This window comes from Fodinibius sp., from assembly GCF_034521915.1.
In the GTDB taxonomy this organism is placed as follows: domain Bacteria; phylum Bacteroidota; class Rhodothermia; order Balneolales; family Balneolaceae; genus Fodinibius.
In genome coordinates, this window is sequence record NZ_JAXHLU010000012.1 from 1 (window position 1) to 17,442 (window position 17,442).

A 17,442-nucleotide genomic window follows, 5' to 3' on the forward strand; every position below is an offset into this window, starting at 1 on the left:
GTCATAACGCTCTGATTTATGCAATGCTTCAATCAAAAACTCTTTCAGAACTTTATTATCAATGTTAGCTCGATAAAGAGCCTTCCAGCGATCACAAAGGGAATTCAACTTCCCCTGTTTACGATATAGCCTTATTAGCGCATCGTAGGGTTCGGGCTGTTCAGGATTCAGTGATAATGCTCGCTCATAAGAACGTATGGCAGATGCATGTTGCCCGCTCTTTTCAAATAACCGTGCTAGTCCCACATGTGCTTCTCTGAGCCTGGGCGTATATTTAATTGCCTCCTGATAATACGATTTTGCTAAATCATACTCTTGCACCTCCCAATAGTAATCTCCAATAAGATATTGAAGGCGACCCGAACCAGGATAATCAGACTCAATCTGATCAAACATCTTCCTTACATCTGACCTATTATTTATTCCCGTAAAATGCTTGAATGCTCTTTCGGCCAGCGAGTTAAGTTTCTCTAGTTTTTTAAACCGTTCTTGATTTTTAAATTGATTTCCCAGTGAATTTTCATTCAAACTCTGTTCAACCTTTTTTTGGTTTTTCTGTAAAGCCTCCAAGCTTAATTCCAATGCTCGTTTAGATTTCGATCGAGCTTCGGTAAGCTGTTCCGATCCACCTTTTGCCAGTAGTTGGGACAACCTTAGATATACATCTGGGGCTCGGCTTCCAAGTTCTAAAGCATCACGAAAATATTCTATCGCCTGTTTATTCTTATTCAATGCCATTAACGTAATACCTAAACGATAGTAAACTTCCTGATCTTTATTCCTGGCAATAAATTCCTTATAGCGAGACCTCGCCTCACTCCATTTTCCTTGGTTTTCCAGCACTTTTCCATATCTCAAAACCAACTCTCTATCCCTTTGGTTATTTCGATAAAGCTGTTCATATATTCGTTCGGCATTCAGTAAACTATCTTGCTCTACATAAGTCTTTGCTATCTTCTTCTGCAACTTTAAAGAATCCCCAGTAGAAGTTAATAATGAATCATACACTGCCCGAGCTTCTTCCCATTTATCTTCCTGTTCAAAAGTAGCTGCAATATCTCTTGACACATTTTGATCATCAGGATAGCGACTTTCCATCCGACGAAGCACAGCTCTCTTGCCTTTAATATTAAGCCGGCGTTCGTTAACATCAATAAGTGCCTCATATATTCTTCGTTCATCAGGATATTTATCTAATAACTGTTCATAAATTTTTATTGCCTCGGATGATTGCTGACTCCCAACGAGAATTTCGGCGTAGGTTAAAGCCGTTTTTATATCATCGGGATCTTGCTCATAAAGCTTTCGATATTCCTCCTTAAGTCCCTCAAAGTTTTTTAAATTATATAATGCTGAAGCTTTCATTCGAAGCAAATCTCTATTTTCGGGATCATTTTCTAAAGCTTTATTTACCTCTTTTAGTGCCATTTCCCATTTTTTCTGCTTTAAATACAGATATGCCAAATTTTTTTGGGTTTCAACATCTCGGGGATTCAACTCTCGGACTTTCTCAATATAGTTCTTCGCCTTGTCCAATTCGTTGCGACTGAATGCCTCAGAAGCCAAAGCCTTATTCACTTGGATAAACCGCTCCTTAATATCCTTTTTATTTATTTGTAAAGGCTGCAGGGAGTTGTTTATTGTGATGCTCTTCGTAAAGCTTAGAATATATTGATAGCGCTGTGGTAAACTGCTGTTGTTGAAATAAAGCTTCGGCTCTTATCCATGATAGTGAGCCAGCATTAGGAAAATGCTGTAAACCCTGCTCAGCTTTAAGTTGGGCAACTTCCGGAACTTCTTCCTTCAGATATGACGCTCCCAATAGTACATAAGCATCTAATTGAAGGGAATCACGTTGTATGGCCTGCTCTAACAAATCAATACTCTTCTCAAAATTACCCTGCTGATAATTTTGCATGCCCTCTTGCAATAAAAACTGTTGTGCATGTAAGGCAGTAACACTTCCTATCAAGAAAAGAATAACAAGCAAAATTCTTTGAAATATATACATCTGCTAAAGCTATTATCCGATTATTCCGCTTTTACTGGATTACTAGGCTTGCTCTCATTGCCTGAAACATCAACCGCTACCACCCGATACCAGCGGCCAACCTCTCCATTACTATCTTTAAATGAGGTCTCATCAATCGTGTTATCTGTCACTGGTTTATAAACACCGGTAGAGATATTGGAATAATAAACCTTATAACCCATAAGATCTTGAGCTACAACCGGCTCCCAATTAATACGGTATCCATCTTCATTAGATTCCGTTGAGTTTACTGTAACATTTCGCACACTTCGTGGAGGATCGTAATCACGTACTAAAACGGTATCAGAAAAAGCCGGTTCACTTTCATTGCCAACAGAATCGACTACACTAATTCCATAACGATATTTCTTACCAATAGTCACTTTTTCATGACGAAAACTATTTTCGCTTATGGGTAGTTCTTTGATTTTCGTAACAGAAGAATCTAACGGCTGACGGTAGGCAATATAACCAACTGCATCTCCAGACCCTGTATTATTCCAAGAAACATTTACACGAATGCCATCGTCATTATCAGCACGCACAAATGATGGTTTCTGAGGGGGGGTTAAATCCGGCACCTGTATTTTAGCAAAAGTTGTGTCACTAAAATTTCTTGAACTGTCTGCGGCTACGATTCCATATCGATAAAAAGCACCTTCTGCAAATCCTTGGTCAGCTTCTCCAACATCTTCAAAAGTATTTTGAATAAATCCACGACCAGTTAGCTGAGTATAAGATTCAGAGTTATCGGTACCTAGTCTACTTCGTAGTACTATAAATCGACTTAGATCCTCGGCCCTGGGCGATAAATTCCAATCAAGACGAATCCTTTTATCATCAGTAACTGATAGCTCCAAATCAGATGGAGTAACCGGTGCTTCACTGTCAGCAATGTGGCGCATAGCTGCAGCACTTTTAGGACTTTCATTACCTGCATTATCAACAGCAGTGATTTTGTAAAAATATCGATTTCCTTCTGTAATGCTTGAGTCCCTAAAAATTGTTTCCAGTGGTGCTACAGGAACTGAATTAAGTTTTTTATATCCCTGTCTTATGTCTTGGCTTTTATACACATAATAACCCTCTAAATCTGTTTCTGGACTCACCGGCCAGGTAATTTCGATTTTATTATCAATATATTCAGCATTCACAGGACTAACAACAGATGGGGGGATATCATCTTTTATATAATGCGTAACCTTTTCACTGGGTGGGCCGGGTTGCCCTGTAATATCTATTGCAGAAATAAAATATCTCATTTCTCGACCCAATTCTTCGGTTTGAAACCGCTCTTGATAAGAGCTTATATTTGATCGTCTAATAATAATGTCGTCATTAATAAGTTCAACCTGCTCGGTCTCAGGGTACTGCCGATATAAGTTAAATCTTATCACTTTGTCATCATCAGCTCCCATTTTTGGGTATTCCCACTTGACCGTTACGGAATAACCCTCATTTTTCACCGTCAGGTTTTCAGGAGGTTCAGGAATATATCTGTTAATATTAAATTCTTGGATGATGGGATCACCTTGTGGTTCGCCTAAGTCATTTACAAACTCAATTTTATAGGTTACCCTTTCCCCGACTTCAACCGTACTGTCGATATAGAGACGTCCCAAAGCTTGTGCCACTTCGGGATAAACAAAGGTGTATAACCTGCCGGCTACCGAATTCGAACGCAGCGTAAAGAACATATCTTTCTCAGATTCCGCATCAATATTTCTTTGAATTTGATTGTAGATATCTAACCCCAGCACTGACGGTAGCTCAGCTGCGTAAGTAATACCTCGAATTGGAGCATCATTAAGCTTAGTAAATCCTGATTCTCCTTCATCTTTCCGGTAAATATTAAAGCCCTGACCCGGCTGTATCGATCTAATATGATAAATGTAAACGCTATCGCCCTGCACAGCATACCGCATCTGCTGATCTGTACTTTGGGCTTCGGCTGTAGAATTAGAAATACAAACCATCGTTAATCCCAGGATTATGGCAACCAGTGTTGATACTATGTCAAAATATTGATGCATACCTCTTGTATTCAAAGTAAAGTATAATTTCTTAGAAGTTGATATTGTAATTTTGGTAACCGGCACCGCTGTTTTGCGACATATCATTCAATGCAGGTTGTTTGCTTACAGTATTCTGCAATCCGTTACCATTCGTAATCCTAACATAAATCCGCAGATCCATAAATGAATGTCCGGAAATATCTACCGATTCGCCCCCGCTTAGAGTACCCATTTGTGTACCACTAACCGACATCAGATCCGTCCAATCTTGTACTAATTTTTGTGAGGTAATAAATTTAGAGGGATCCACAACTTTATATTCTACTTTTTGAATCCCACTGTGTGGATCACTAATACCGCTTACTGAAATAGATACCGAAGAATTATAGCTTCTATTATTCAACGATATTGAAGGGTTCTGGGGCGGCGATTGATCAATAAGTAATGAGCCACTTGCTACATCGGAAGATTTAATGTCCTGCTTGTTGATAGAGCGCAGAAATACATGCACTTCTTCACCATCTGATAAGTTATCGGCCGGAACTTCCACAAATGGGGCATCTCTTTCTGGCCAATCAATATCTTCAGCCTGGTAATACTTCCAAAAACCTATCATAAGGCTTACTGAAGACATATCCTGCTCACTCCAACCTTTAAGATCCGGTGAGTGTCTGGAATCCCCAATACCAGATTCATATTTATCAATATCTGTTTCCAAGTCAAGCGACGGTTCAGTCAGGTAAAATCCTAAATCATTATTCTTTATTGAAGCTGCAATGTCCGGAGTTTCAGGTGGCGTAGGATCCCGAGGTTGTACAGGACCGTAGGTAAGCACAGAACTACTAGAACGACCGGCATAATCCTTTGCTCGAATATGTACATAAAATTCATCTTCAAAATTCAATGGTTCTCCACTTATGGTCACCTCTTCATCCCAGCTATTTTCGGTCTCACCTTCTGCAAAAGCCGTTTGTGCATCTGCTTTAGTTGTGACAACATATTCATACTTTCGAACTCCCGAACCCTGATCAGAAGACGCACCCCATTGAACCGTTATCTGCGGATCTTCTTTACTAATCGAAGGAATATTTTCCATCTCTGGAGCCTCTGTTACAGCAGAAGTAAGAAGGCTGACCCTTCTACCTATATCGGGCATTGTAATACCTTGTCCACTCGATGCAGGTGTTGTTGGATTTGCATCATCATAACGAATGGATTTATTCAACTCTTTATGATCACTTATCAGGCTATCACCATTCACCGAACGAACGCTTAGATAATAATCCTGGCCAGATTGCATATTCAGATTATGAATCGTAATCTTCTGAGCAAAATTATCTGTTCCCGCCATATTGTTAAACAAGCTACTGTTTGAAGTAACTCTTTTGCCTTGACCCGTGGTCCAATCCCTTACATCGGTTCTTCCTTTAGAACTTCCTATAGCGTACTCAAACCCTGCAATATCAGATTGTGAATCGAATGACATAGCACTAAAAGTAAGTTCGTCATTTTTCTGTGTCCAATAGGTTTCTACTTGTTGGTATATTGTATAACTAATCCCGTAATTACCTCCGATTTTTATAGGTTGCTGACGAGTTGTGGAATTCAAATCAATACCAACAACTGGATCTGATGGTGGTGTATCATCCGTTTCACTTATTCGGGTAGTAGCACCATCAGAGTTATTATTGGAGTAACTTTGATCATCCTCATCAACATCTACGGTAAAAGCTGCCCCTTTACTGATAGCGATGCCTCCAGGACCTCTGGCTCTCACCGTAACATTATAATTTTTACTGCCCTGGCTTTCTACTTCTTTAAAAAGATAACGCGTTACTTCTGTATCACTGCCCGTTGAAAGCATATTCTGGCCAAACACACTGGTATTACTTCCTCGAGCAAGATTATAACTGTTTTCGGAGATATTGCCGGTAGGATGCTGCACCTGCCAGCTTAGCTTTATTTTATTATGAAAATCTGAAAGATTCTTTGTGACATAGATATTTGATATCTGTGGGGCTGCTAGCTGATCCTCTAAATCTTGTTTTTCTTGCTCAAGGGTGTTAATTGTGGAGTCAGTAGCCGTAATTGTAGAATCAGATTTCCAGCCGATATAAACCTCCAGCAAACCGTGTAATGTTGTATTCATAGAGGCTTTAATCTCAAAAATATCATCAATCAGGCGTGTAAAGTTCTCATGAGCATCTTCCATTTTTCCAACATTGGTATCATATCTTGTTGCCAAACTCTCTGCCTGGTTTCGAGAAGTATCACGAATGGCCTGGTATCCTTTTTTGGGCATCTCGTACCACAGCTCAATGCCCTTTTGTACAAAGTTTCCATAGAAACTCTGGTAATCATTATTACTCCACCAGTTATCCATCTCACTCTCAAAATTTTGTTTTTCAGAAATAGCTTGACTGAATGAATAATTAGGACTGGCATCCAGAATATAAAAATAACGCTCCCGAGCCGTTCTTTTGACTTTAGTTCTCATATCAAAGTTTGAACCATTCCTTGATATGACATTAACATTATTTTCATTTACAAAGTCTACATTTACTCCAACATCTTGTAGTTGGGATTCACTTGCTTGAATAACTGCATCGCGTACCGCAGAACCACCTCCAGATCTGAGGTTTTTAAAATCACCAAGATTTTCTTTTGCCCAATAGTGTGAACTCCACAGATAGGAAATGTAATGGGCATAAAACTTATCAATATCCTCTGTTGTCTCAGCATAGCGTTCTGATACCATATTAGCACTAATTTGGCCTTCCCCTTGCTGTGATACAGAAAGATTACCCTCTAAGTCGCTATTAACAGAGAACATTGCCATTTTAAATGACATTGCATCATCAATGCGTCCAATATTTGTCCGTATTGAATCGAGAGCTGCCTTATATTTTTTATCCAAAGCATCCACATCCTTTTTATACGCTTCAAGTGAACTCTGATTACTTGCAGCCTTATTCTCATCAATTTCAAAAGATGGCGGCTGATCGCCTTGCCAGTCCATTTGGCTAGAACTCACCGGATTGCTAATCACATTTTGTGCCATCTCTTCGGCTTGAGTTTCCCATTGTATTGCTGCTGTTCGAGTTTCTTGTAAACGCGTTCTTACATCAGAAGCCATTTGTGTAAGATTATCAATGCTCGACTCCATATTAGAACGCAATGAGCTAATATTGTAAGATGATTGTTGCGGCTTGTCGTCATTGCCAGTTATCTCGCTGCGAATATCACTATAAATTGATGGAGGTGTACCTGAACTTATGTACCGTTCATTATTCATCATGTCATAATACAGTCCAGCTTTATAATACTCACTGGCATTTAACATATTCGAGCCCGCAGCAGCAAGTTCAGCATTACTAACTTTAAGAATATCAGGCTCTGTTTCTATATCTCCAGCAGCATCGGCTGCATCATTCATTTTATCCTGCATATTCTGGGCCTGCTCTTTAGCATCCTCAACCATTGACTCATAAGCACCGTTGGTCCCTTTTCCACCGTCAAATTTTCCGTCCTCAACGGCGACCCATACACTCACCCTACCATTAAAGACCATAAAAACATTAACATATGCACTGGCCGAGGCATAAACTAAATACCCATTATCGACAATAAGAGCGCCTTTTAATGTACCCCCAATACTGGCTACGCCCCCAAAGAGTGAAGCATCAAATCCTATTTCTACATAGGCCCCAAATTGTTCATTATAAATCCACCAAAGTGATCCATTAAAGTTACTTTTTATGCTAATAACCCATATATCAAACCCTTGGCTGACAGCAAGGTCAACATAAAATCCATCAGGGCTAACAATAAATTTAGTATCGGCTGTAATGCCTCCAATAATATCAAGATTTCCATTGCCATTTATCGCCCAAATCGGTTCTCCCTCTGCTGTTTTCTTTACTAAAAAGTCAACATCCATATTCCCGGTTAGTATCGCTGGATAATCGACCGTAACCCCTACTCCTCCCTCCAAATTAAACCTCGGCGACCAACTAACTTCCAGATACATTCCTCCCTTTAATTTCCCCTCTTGATTTAGAATCGTACCCTGTACATCGAGTGCAAACCACTGATCGGTAATCAATATCATCGTTTCTCCACTTACCGCATAAGAACCGCCCATACCTACCACTGCTGGCACTCGGCATTTAAGGCAATAGCAAAATCATAATCATCTGATTTCTCGACCCATGGTTCCTTATCATTATAGAACTCGTAGTCACTTAAAGCAGCCACATCCTCAAAATCTTGATTTGAGGCTTTATAGAAGAATCCACCTCCGGCCTTTGGTTAACGACATAACTCCCGGCACAATAGGCACCTCTGCTGAAACGGATACAAAAATTCCAAAACTAAACTGATTATTGATGTTAGACATCCGACCCATAGCCGCGATGTTATATTCCTTGCCAGGAGCTTTGAATTTACCGCCGCCTGCAACTTTAAATTTAAAGCCGTTAGGCTGCTTCAAATATTCGAAACTGGCATAAAGTCGAGCATAATCACTCAGCGAAATATCTACACCGTCAATATTGAGATAAAAACTATTTGAGGTTTTATAATAGAGGACTTCATCAATACTGCCGCTAAATCCTCCTGGAATTGTTATTGATAAGGCATTACCGCCATCACCGCTGTCATTGGTAAAGCTTAAATATTGTTCAACTTGAACAGATCTTGTTTTACTGCCCGGATCCTGGTTTGATCCGTCTTGAACTTCAAGATCAATCGTTTCATTCTGTTTCCAATCAAAAGATCCCAACTCAATATTGACCACCTGGGCAATATTGAGTCCCCCCCCGGTAACTTTACCCATTGATTCTATACCAGATGAGGAAATCTGGAAATTATCGAGATCCAGCTCTCCCCCAATTCCTTCAAGACTCATTGCTGCACTGGTATTAATACTTAGACCAAAGTTCTGGCCATCTATCATTTCCACTTTTTTGATTGTGAGATCAAAGAAACCGGCACTAAACGTAAATGAAGGGTGGTTGGAAGGGCTATTCCATTCAAGTCCCTGGCTCACAGCATCAGCCAATTTATATCGCATTCCCCAACTTGAGGGACCGCCGGGCGTCCCTAACTCAATTGTTTTGCCATCCACAATCACTTCTGCCGATCCGTAAAAAGTAATATCCGGTGTGGTAATATCATTAATTTCCAGTCCGGCGCCCGTAAGGTTGAGCGTGGCAATATCACCCAGATCTACCGATGCATCATTTAATTGAAATTGCGGTCCGCTAGAGCTGACACTACCTGTATGATCAACGGTCAAGCTTGTTGTTGATGTACTATTTAATGGCGCAGGAAGAGTTATATCGCCACTGGCAGTTAATGCAGCCTTACTATTTTGAACCCCAATGCTAAGTTCGGTTAATACAAAATACTGATCCATCAGCTGCACCGGATTCTGCGGATCAATTAGATTAACGCCTCCACTTCCCATTTGGAAAGTACCGTCTGAACCCAGCTTGAAATCACTAAAATCAAAACTGCGATCCAAAAAGCTGAGTGAACCATCCATCGTCAGCATCAAATGGTTCTGGGGAGTAAGTTGTACATCAAGACTGGAAATCGTCATATTATCCGTTTGCCCAAACATACTGAGGCTTTGAGGCGTCAATCCTGAGGTATTAACGTTACCCACCGAAACACCCTGAGTACCCACTCTTAGATCTTCTAATCCTATTTCCAGATCATCCCCTGCCACATCAGACAACGAAAAGCGCCCATCTATTACAAGCGCAAACTCTTGCTGTGTGGCATCAGCCTGTATATCATCCAAAATTAATTTACCCTGACCGATGGGAAACGCTTGTGGTGTTAAGTGATTAGTATCCAAAGCAAATTGCCAGTTACTGTTGGAGTAATCAGCTGAAAAGTGGACAACGGCGGAATCTCCGTTGGCATTCTTAAGAAAATTACTGCTGATATCACCCGATAAACGATATGAATTGGTGGAACTGAACTCCAGCTCGGCACCTCGCATTGCTAAATAAAGATCATCATTCCCAAAGGAATGACTTGCAATTGCAGGAGCGCTACCCTCGGTATGGGCAGTAGTATAGGTTCCAAACGAGATCGTTGTATTCTCAAATCCATCCGGTCCTAGTGCAACTTTTTCAAGTAATAAACCCACTTCAGTTAAGGCATCCGGCAACTCTACGTTTGCATCTGCATATAGTTTATAGGGAGATCCCTGTTGCTTCTCAAAATGCAGGGCCATTAGTCCAAACGGATAATCCCCATAATTCGCCAAGTTTAGCGGTGTATTGCTTAAGTCCGCCGTTATAGAACCACTGACAACTTCATAAGAGCCATTGATTTCGATATCGCTAAAACTAACATCCACCTGAGGATGATCACCGTTACTGTCAGTCATCGAAGACAGGACAAGTGGTATGGGCTGACTTGTTGATAAACTTAGTCCACCATCGACAGCCGAAGACTGCACCAAGTTATTTCCATTTTGATCTTTAAGTACTATGTAAGCAACATCCTTCGTTGGAAGTCCCAGCGTATCGGGCAATGGCACCCCACCGGCAATATTATCAGGGTGGAATCCCTGACTGTCATACCAAGCCAAACGAGTAGGATCTTCCCCTTCTTCATCCAGTATAAAATCAGCCCGACCGGATGTTACCCCTACCGGATCGAAACCGATCATCATGTTGACAAAATCCAGGTTTAGATCAGCATAGGTTTCATCGCCATATTTTAGTGATGCCCCGCTCGATCCATTCACCTGCATGCCATTTTTATCCAAGGTTAAATTCGAGGGCATTGTCAGACGCACTCCGGGATCGACACTCATAGAATCAGAAGGGACTATTAATCTCCCACTTAGTTGGACTTAAACCAACATCTAGGGCAAAACTGGCTTGCATATCTACACTACCGTAAGCCAAAGATCCATCAGCCAAACTAAACGCCAAATCATTAAAGGTAACCCCTACTGAGCCATCGCCTGCTTTCATGCTTCCACCACCGGTAAATACTAGACCTGCCGTATCAATTTTTGCAGACTGTACCTCAAAAGCAAAGAGAGAATCTTCGGAAGGAAAATACCAGTCAAAAGTTTGGTTAATACCTACATTGCCACTCAAGACTTTCCCATTCAACAGATCAAATGTGAGATTGCCGTTTGCTGTTATTGTCGATGCATTTTCACGCTCAATATCAGCTGTAGCACCGCCGGCCAACGTTGCCTTCTGACTTTGATTACTGAATGCCAGGTCAAGAGTGGATTGCCCAAATGCCAAGGCCAGCGGACCCATTTCGAGTTCCCCGCATGGTAAGAAATCATCAACAGTACCTGATAAACCTCCTTCTCTGGAGAGATTCACATCTACCCGAGTTTGATTACAGGATTGTCCCTCTTCCATAAAAAATGACGGCATATCAAAATAACCGGATAACTGCACATCAAAATCTTGCGTACCATCTCCCGGATCTAAGAGACCACCAGAAATACCATCAATATGTATACCCGCTTCTGAACCAATCGGCAAAAAGATAGGATCGTTGGTACGATCTATCGGCAACATACTTCCGGTAAAAATACCATCGCTGAACCCAAGATCCTGAAGCGTAATAGATAATTGTGAAAGTTCAGGTGCTGTATTTTGGAAGCCCGGAAAGGTTAATTCAAGATCTACTTTGGGTACAATGTCAACTAAGTCACCGGGTGTAAAAGTATGCCAGTTTACGGTATCGCGCTGCATTCTAAAGGCCAACGGTTTTAATCGGAATTTACCCAAATCAAGCGCCGGTGCATTCAAACTTGGTGTAGAACCATCGTGGATATCTTGCTGAGGAATAACAAATCCGATGTCATTGCGAATTTCTACATTTTTGAGTGGAAATGTCATTGAATTCTGATTTGGCATCTTCAAGCGAAGGGCAAAATCAAGCTCGGCAAAATAGTTGAACCCATTTTGCTCTGTATAACCAAGATTCAATGAATTTATATTCCCGATATCAACTCCAAATGGGCCAAGATCAAGTGACGCTGAATCTTCCAAAGCTGATGCATTAAAATTAGTTACACCCAACCCCTGATCATCAAATCGCATACCAACATCTGCTCTTATAGACTCATCTCCACCTTGGTTATTAATCTGAAAACCACCTTTGATATTAAATGTAAACTGTGGCTGTCCACCACCGATGAGAGGAATTTTAGTAACAGTACCGCCTAGTGAATCCAGTTTTGCTACTACCCTGTTTGAATTGGGATCAAGTGGTACACTGGCATTCAAATTTGGTAAATCCAAACTCCCTTTAACATCGCCATTGCTTTCAACAAAAAGCGACACACTGCCGTCTGATCCCAGATCTTTATCAAATAGTTTTAGGTTTCCATCTAAAAATAGCCGCTCTACCATATTCCCGTTTACGCTACGTTTGGCATACTCAATCTTATTCAACAATAGCGGTATATCCAGGCGATTTAAATCAAAACGCGAGTCATTCTGCGGGACATTGGCTGTAATAGTCCCTCCTAAATAATTACCCGTACTTGGATTAACACGAACGTTATTAAGTGATACCGATACCTCAGGGGCTTGAGATTGTTTGCCCTTTAGAGCTGGTAAAACAAGTTTAAGTGGTGTATTAGCCTTGGTCTCAATTTTAACAGCTCCATTCGGCAACGAGGTTGTATTAACTACAAGTTGATCATTTTCTTTCAATTGTATGTAAGCAACCTGTTCAGTGGGAAGCGGTAACCGCTCAGGTAAAAACTGCTCTCCAAAAAATCCAATATCTGGATGGAAACCAGAGTTGTCGGCAAAAGCAACCCGCTGCTGATTCCAGAACAGTTCTGCCTTACCTTTTTTAATTTTGAACGGTTTCAGTCCCATTGCAAAATCATTAGTGTAATTTATATCCAGGCTATCAAGCACAGTATTGCCAAAGTCTAGTTGAGTTTGAGCAGAACCTGAAGTATGTAATCCCAAAGAATCAATGGTTACCGTACCGGCAAGATTCATCAACATACCGGGTGAAAAGGTGAGCGTGCTGTCGTCCAGTGCTGCTTTATAATCAAGCTGTTTGGTAACTGAATCGATGCCAGCCTGGAAAGAGAAAGCTTCATCAAGCGTGATACTGCCTTCTTTTACTTCAAACGTTTCCCAGTCTAATAACAGCTGATCAAACGTAGCGCCAATGGTTTCGTCCTCAATTTTCAAATTTTGACGACCATCTACGAAAAAGCCATCGTGCGTTACCCGAGCCTTATCAACTTCGAAGGTTAACACGGGGTTTTCTTTCGGAATATCCCATTCAAAGGGACCTTGAATAGTAAATCCTGCACTGTCAATTTTACCACTCATCAAATTAATTTTCATCCCTCCGGTAGCCGACTTCTGCTCCGATATTTCCAGCTCAGCTTGGGCATCCATCATTGCTTTCTGGCCGCTGCTTGCACTATGATTAAATTCCATGCTGGAAGAAGTGATCTGTGCCGTATAAGGACCAATTTCTATGGGACACTGCGGTGTAATATTATTTACAGACCCATTTAGTCCACCTGATATAGTTAGGTTCGTTTGCGCAAGATTTATTTGATCATCAGATCCGCAATTAAAAGGCTGGCCCAAGGCTAAATCTCCAGCTACAGAAACTTCACTTGAACCCTCTAACTCTCCATCCAGATAATTAACTTGCATGCTGCCCGAAAGTTCATCGATGTTAAGCGTATGTCCGGAGCCAAAGCTCCAAGAACAAGAGCCTACATTTTGAGTTTCAATATCACCAATAAGAGCCCGATTTCCATCTCCACGATCTTCAACATGAGCCCCCCGAACATTTAATGCTGCATTAGTCAAACATGATGGATAGTTAGGATTCTGGGGGAGCATTAAAGCAGCATCAAAAGAAAAGTCCCAAGGACCTGCATCAGCTCTTAGCCAGCTGAACCATGGAAAAGTAAATCGATCCATCGCAAAACGCTCGAGCTGTAGCTTAAGCTGATCGATATTAATGTTACCAAGCCCCTGCAAATCGTTTTTCCCAAAATTAGTTTTAGGAAAACGAATGCCTGAGTTTGTAAGATGAACATCCTGGATAGTAGGAAGCTTAACATCGGGAGCTGTTGGAAAAAATAGTTCAGCATCAAAAGCTAAGTCAAAATCCCAAGTAGAGTTTTGCTGATCATATCCAAACGACTCTACTCCTAAATCACTAAAAGCAAGCTGAAGTAATCCCAGATCAAGTGTTGGCTCCGGATCCACACAAGATGGAATAAAGCTATTAACCTCCACACCTTTCTCAGAAGAAAGCGAGATGTTTACTGAATTCTCACAATACTGGTCATTTTTGAGTTTAAGAGCCAATTTTGAATTTAGTCCAACATCATATTCCATATCTTGATTTGACCATGAACCTGATATCTGACCCTGGGCATCATCGATATTCAGCATCAGCCGATCAGAATCGCTAACCAGATTAATCGACTCATTAATATCGCAATCTATACCTACGCGAAAATCTTCCTTAAGGCTGAGATATGGTACATCACAAGTCACATCATCAAACGTACGAACTTTACCAGTACCTCGTATTTTACCGCCTGGTAAAGTTGCCTTAAGCTTGGTAAGTACCAATTGTAACGACTGATCACCCAATGATGCTATCGGTTGACCTTGGGCTGTTACGCTGCCACTGATACCCGATTTTTGTACATAAAAGCTCCCATCAGCGTTGAGTTTGCTCTCATCAGGTGTAATCAGTCTTGCTTTAGCAGTTAAACCCTTGCCCGCATCCCACCGAACTTCGCGCAAGTCAATTTGATCAGCAGATTCACCTAGCATCTCTTCAAAGAAATTGCCAGTACCTACTACCGATCCCCGGGTAATTATAGGACGATCCAATGACCCTTTCTGCATACGTAAATCCTGGACATTAACTTTAATCTCGTATGGTTCAGGACGGTTAGCAAAACGAACCTCCATCGTCGCCGGCCCATTTAAAATAATGCTATTGGCCTGCTCAGTAATTTGAAGCCGTTCGAGTTTTGTTAAAATGGCAAAATCTTCTTGCAACGGTACTTCATCCAGATCCTCCTTGGCAATTGGAGAAGTTTTACCTTTATACGTGAAGGTACGGATCTCACTTTTTCCGTCATTTTTAATAGGAAGTTCTTGATTCGGAGAATTAGCCGAAACTTGCCATGCATATTTCTGGCCCTCTTCAAGTGGTAAAAACTCCGGTGTATATACCAAAGTTAACTGTTCAGTCAATGTTCGTTGTGCATGTGCCCTATTGCTGTTTAAAGCTTGAACAGGCGTCTGCGAATCCAGTACCTCAACCAGTAAAAAATCGTATTCAATAGTAAAATCCTGCAGACCAACAACAGGCGTCCAATTAAAAACCGGAGTTTCAAGCACAAGATTAGATTGGTCGGGTGGATTTAGTGGCGTTGGCGCCTGCGGATATCGAACGGTAAAATTTGTTATCGATGGTGGTGTAGCAATCATTCCCGCATCATCTTCCGGAATAGGTGTTATTTCGAGAAGATAATTTCCCTCTGGAATAGTTCCCTCCTGTATTACCTGTTTTCTTAAGTTATTATCAACTTGAGAAATTACTTGCTCAAATGTCTGCGGAAAAGGAAGATCCTCAAATACGGAAGTGAAGATATATGCACCTGGTCTAAAACTCTTAGGATCAGATACAACATTAATAAGTTCTTCACCTCCCCTTGTCAGGCGAAATCGGAATCGAAAATCAACCGGATTCGTATTAGAACTGTTATAAGTAAATATGACTTGATAAAGACCATTACGAAAATTTTGCTCAAATGTATCGGTAAAAGGCTCTTCAATAACAGGCGAAATACCTGTAACATTAACATTGGTCACACCTTGGGCAACGACTTTCTGATTGAAGCCAGCCAAAGCTAAAATAAATAGGCCAAATAAAAAGAATCTTAATAAATTTTTATTTACTTCAAATCGCTTTCTCTTCATAGTTAATTAATTAAATCCATTTAAAAACGATGCTGATATTTCAAATTAGCTTCCAGCTCTGAGTAACTGCTGCTTCCCCCCTCAACTACGTTATTACCGCGAGTTCTAAGCGACAGCGAAAAGAAATCCTTATCCGTTAGACGATAATTACCCGATAAACTCAGCATAAACTGCTGTGTTTCCACCTGAAAATTACTTGCATTGGAAACTGTCGTAGTATTTGTGTTCTGATTGAAGCCACCATTTAAGCTGAGCGTCAATTTGCGCTCTAACATTGTATAACTGCCACCCAAATTTCCTCCTAATGTGAGGCTTTCTGCATTACTGGAATTGTTCACCAAAACATTCGCCATGGAATTCAAAGCAAGTCCATTTGAAAATGTTAGGCTGTATGTTGCCGAGGTAGAATAAGTATCAGATGCACTGCCCTTCGGTACTGAAGGTCCTTCCCCGTCAAAACTTAGTTCGAATGTAAAATATGAGGCTGATAAAGAAATATTGTGAGTTTTTGCATCACCCTGAAGTGTAATAGAAGGTTGTAACATCACGGTATGAGACACCTGCTTTTGATCGGGGGGCGCTGTCTGTGGCGAGGATAAAGCTCCAGAATTAGCTGTAAAACTATTTAGCAACAAGTTATAGTTGCTACTTATTGTAATCTTATCTGTGGCCTGCAGTTTTAAATTGGCACTGATTCCGGTATTACGCTGGGTTTGTATCCTACTGTTCAAAAGATTATCTCTGCCAAAACTTACGTTTCCCTGTACCGATACCTTATTATCAAAGAACCTTGCTGAAGGTGAAATGGTTATTTTTTGCTTATCATCCTGAATTTGCCCTATGCCAAGCGATCTAAATCCGGGTTGGATTCGTTCGTAACCAACCTGCATCCCAAATTTATCTAATTGTAAACTTGCTGTTGCCTGCCCGGCGTAATTTAATCTTGAACTTTGATGCGGCTGCATCAGGTTAGAAATAAAGCTTGGTACCCCGGTACTTGTAAGAGGAATCTCAGTGCTATTTAAATCACGAGTGAAGGCTGAAAAGGTAACTTGGCTTTCTAAACTTACCTTATCGTCAAAAATACTCAGTTTTGCATCTGGTGTAAGGGTCAGATTTTCTTTTGGAGTAATCCCAATTGGATTATTCAATGACTTTGATTTATCCAATTCATAATGGCTACTCAAATAAAAATGACTACCATCTCCTTCATATCCCACTTTCCCAACCATTGCCCACCGTTCAAATGCAGATTCGCGGAATTCATCTTTCTGACTGTTACTAGGAACAGCTTTCTTTGACCGTCCTCCGGATAGCTCGATATTCCAATTTCCGGGATTAAACTTCAAATACCCTCCGCGAATAGTTGCACCGTTAATCCCATATTTAGAAAAATTCG

Annotated in this window: 7 protein-coding genes; all 7 read right to left on the reverse strand. The window is 40.8% G+C overall.

The window, feature by feature from the left end; genetic code table 11:
- Window positions 1-1,578 (reverse strand): tetratricopeptide repeat protein (locus U5J89_RS08220; RefSeq protein WP_322575133.1); only part of this gene is annotated, 1,578 nt, incomplete at its 3' end.
- A 28-nt stretch (window positions 1,579-1,606) separates the two neighbouring features.
- Window positions 1,607-2,011 (reverse strand): tetratricopeptide repeat protein, encoded by a 405-nt coding sequence (locus U5J89_RS08225; protein WP_322575134.1) that lies wholly within the window; start codon window positions 2,009-2,011, stop codon window positions 1,607-1,609.
- Window positions 2,012-2,031: 20 nt separating this feature from the next.
- Window positions 2,032-4,065: a hypothetical protein gene (locus U5J89_RS08230; RefSeq protein ID WP_322575135.1), complete on the reverse strand. Its 2,034-nt coding sequence runs from the start codon at window positions 4,063-4,065 to the stop codon at window positions 2,032-2,034.
- 31 nt (window positions 4,066-4,096) lie between these two features.
- Entirely contained in the window at window positions 4,097-8,209 is a 4,113-nt protein-coding gene (locus U5J89_RS08235; protein ID WP_322575136.1) for a hypothetical protein, read from the reverse strand.
- Between the two features lie 120 nt (window positions 8,210-8,329).
- A complete protein-coding gene (locus tag U5J89_RS08240; RefSeq protein ID WP_322575137.1) occupies window positions 8,330-10,885 on the reverse strand; it encodes a hypothetical protein in 2,556 nt (851 codons plus the stop codon).
- A gap of 4 nt (window positions 10,886-10,889) precedes the next feature.
- Window positions 10,890-16,043 carry a hypothetical protein gene (locus U5J89_RS08245; RefSeq protein WP_322575138.1) on the reverse strand — a complete coding sequence of 1,718 codons (5,154 nt, stop codon included), beginning with the start codon at window positions 16,041-16,043 and terminating at the stop codon, window positions 10,890-10,892.
- A 20-nt stretch (window positions 16,044-16,063) separates the two neighbouring features.
- The coding region (locus tag U5J89_RS08250; RefSeq protein ID WP_322575139.1) for a hypothetical protein at window positions 16,064-17,442 on the reverse strand (1,379 nt) is incomplete at its 5' end.

Excerpts from the sequence above, each read along its gene's own strand:
- U5J89_RS08225 (WP_322575134.1), bottom strand. The coding sequence starts at position 2,011 with ATGTATATATTTCAAAGAATTTTGCTTGTTATTCTTTTCTTGATAGGA.
- U5J89_RS08230 (WP_322575135.1), bottom strand. The coding sequence starts at position 4,065 with ATGCATCAATATTTTGACATAGTATCAACACTGGTTGCCATAATCCTG.
- U5J89_RS08240 (WP_322575137.1), bottom strand. The coding sequence starts at position 10,885 with ATGAGTGTCGATCCCGGAGTGCGTCTGACAATGCCCTCGAATTTAACC.
- U5J89_RS08245 (WP_322575138.1), bottom strand. The coding sequence starts at position 16,043 with ATGAAGAGAAAGCGATTTGAAGTAAATAAAAATTTATTAAGATTCTTT.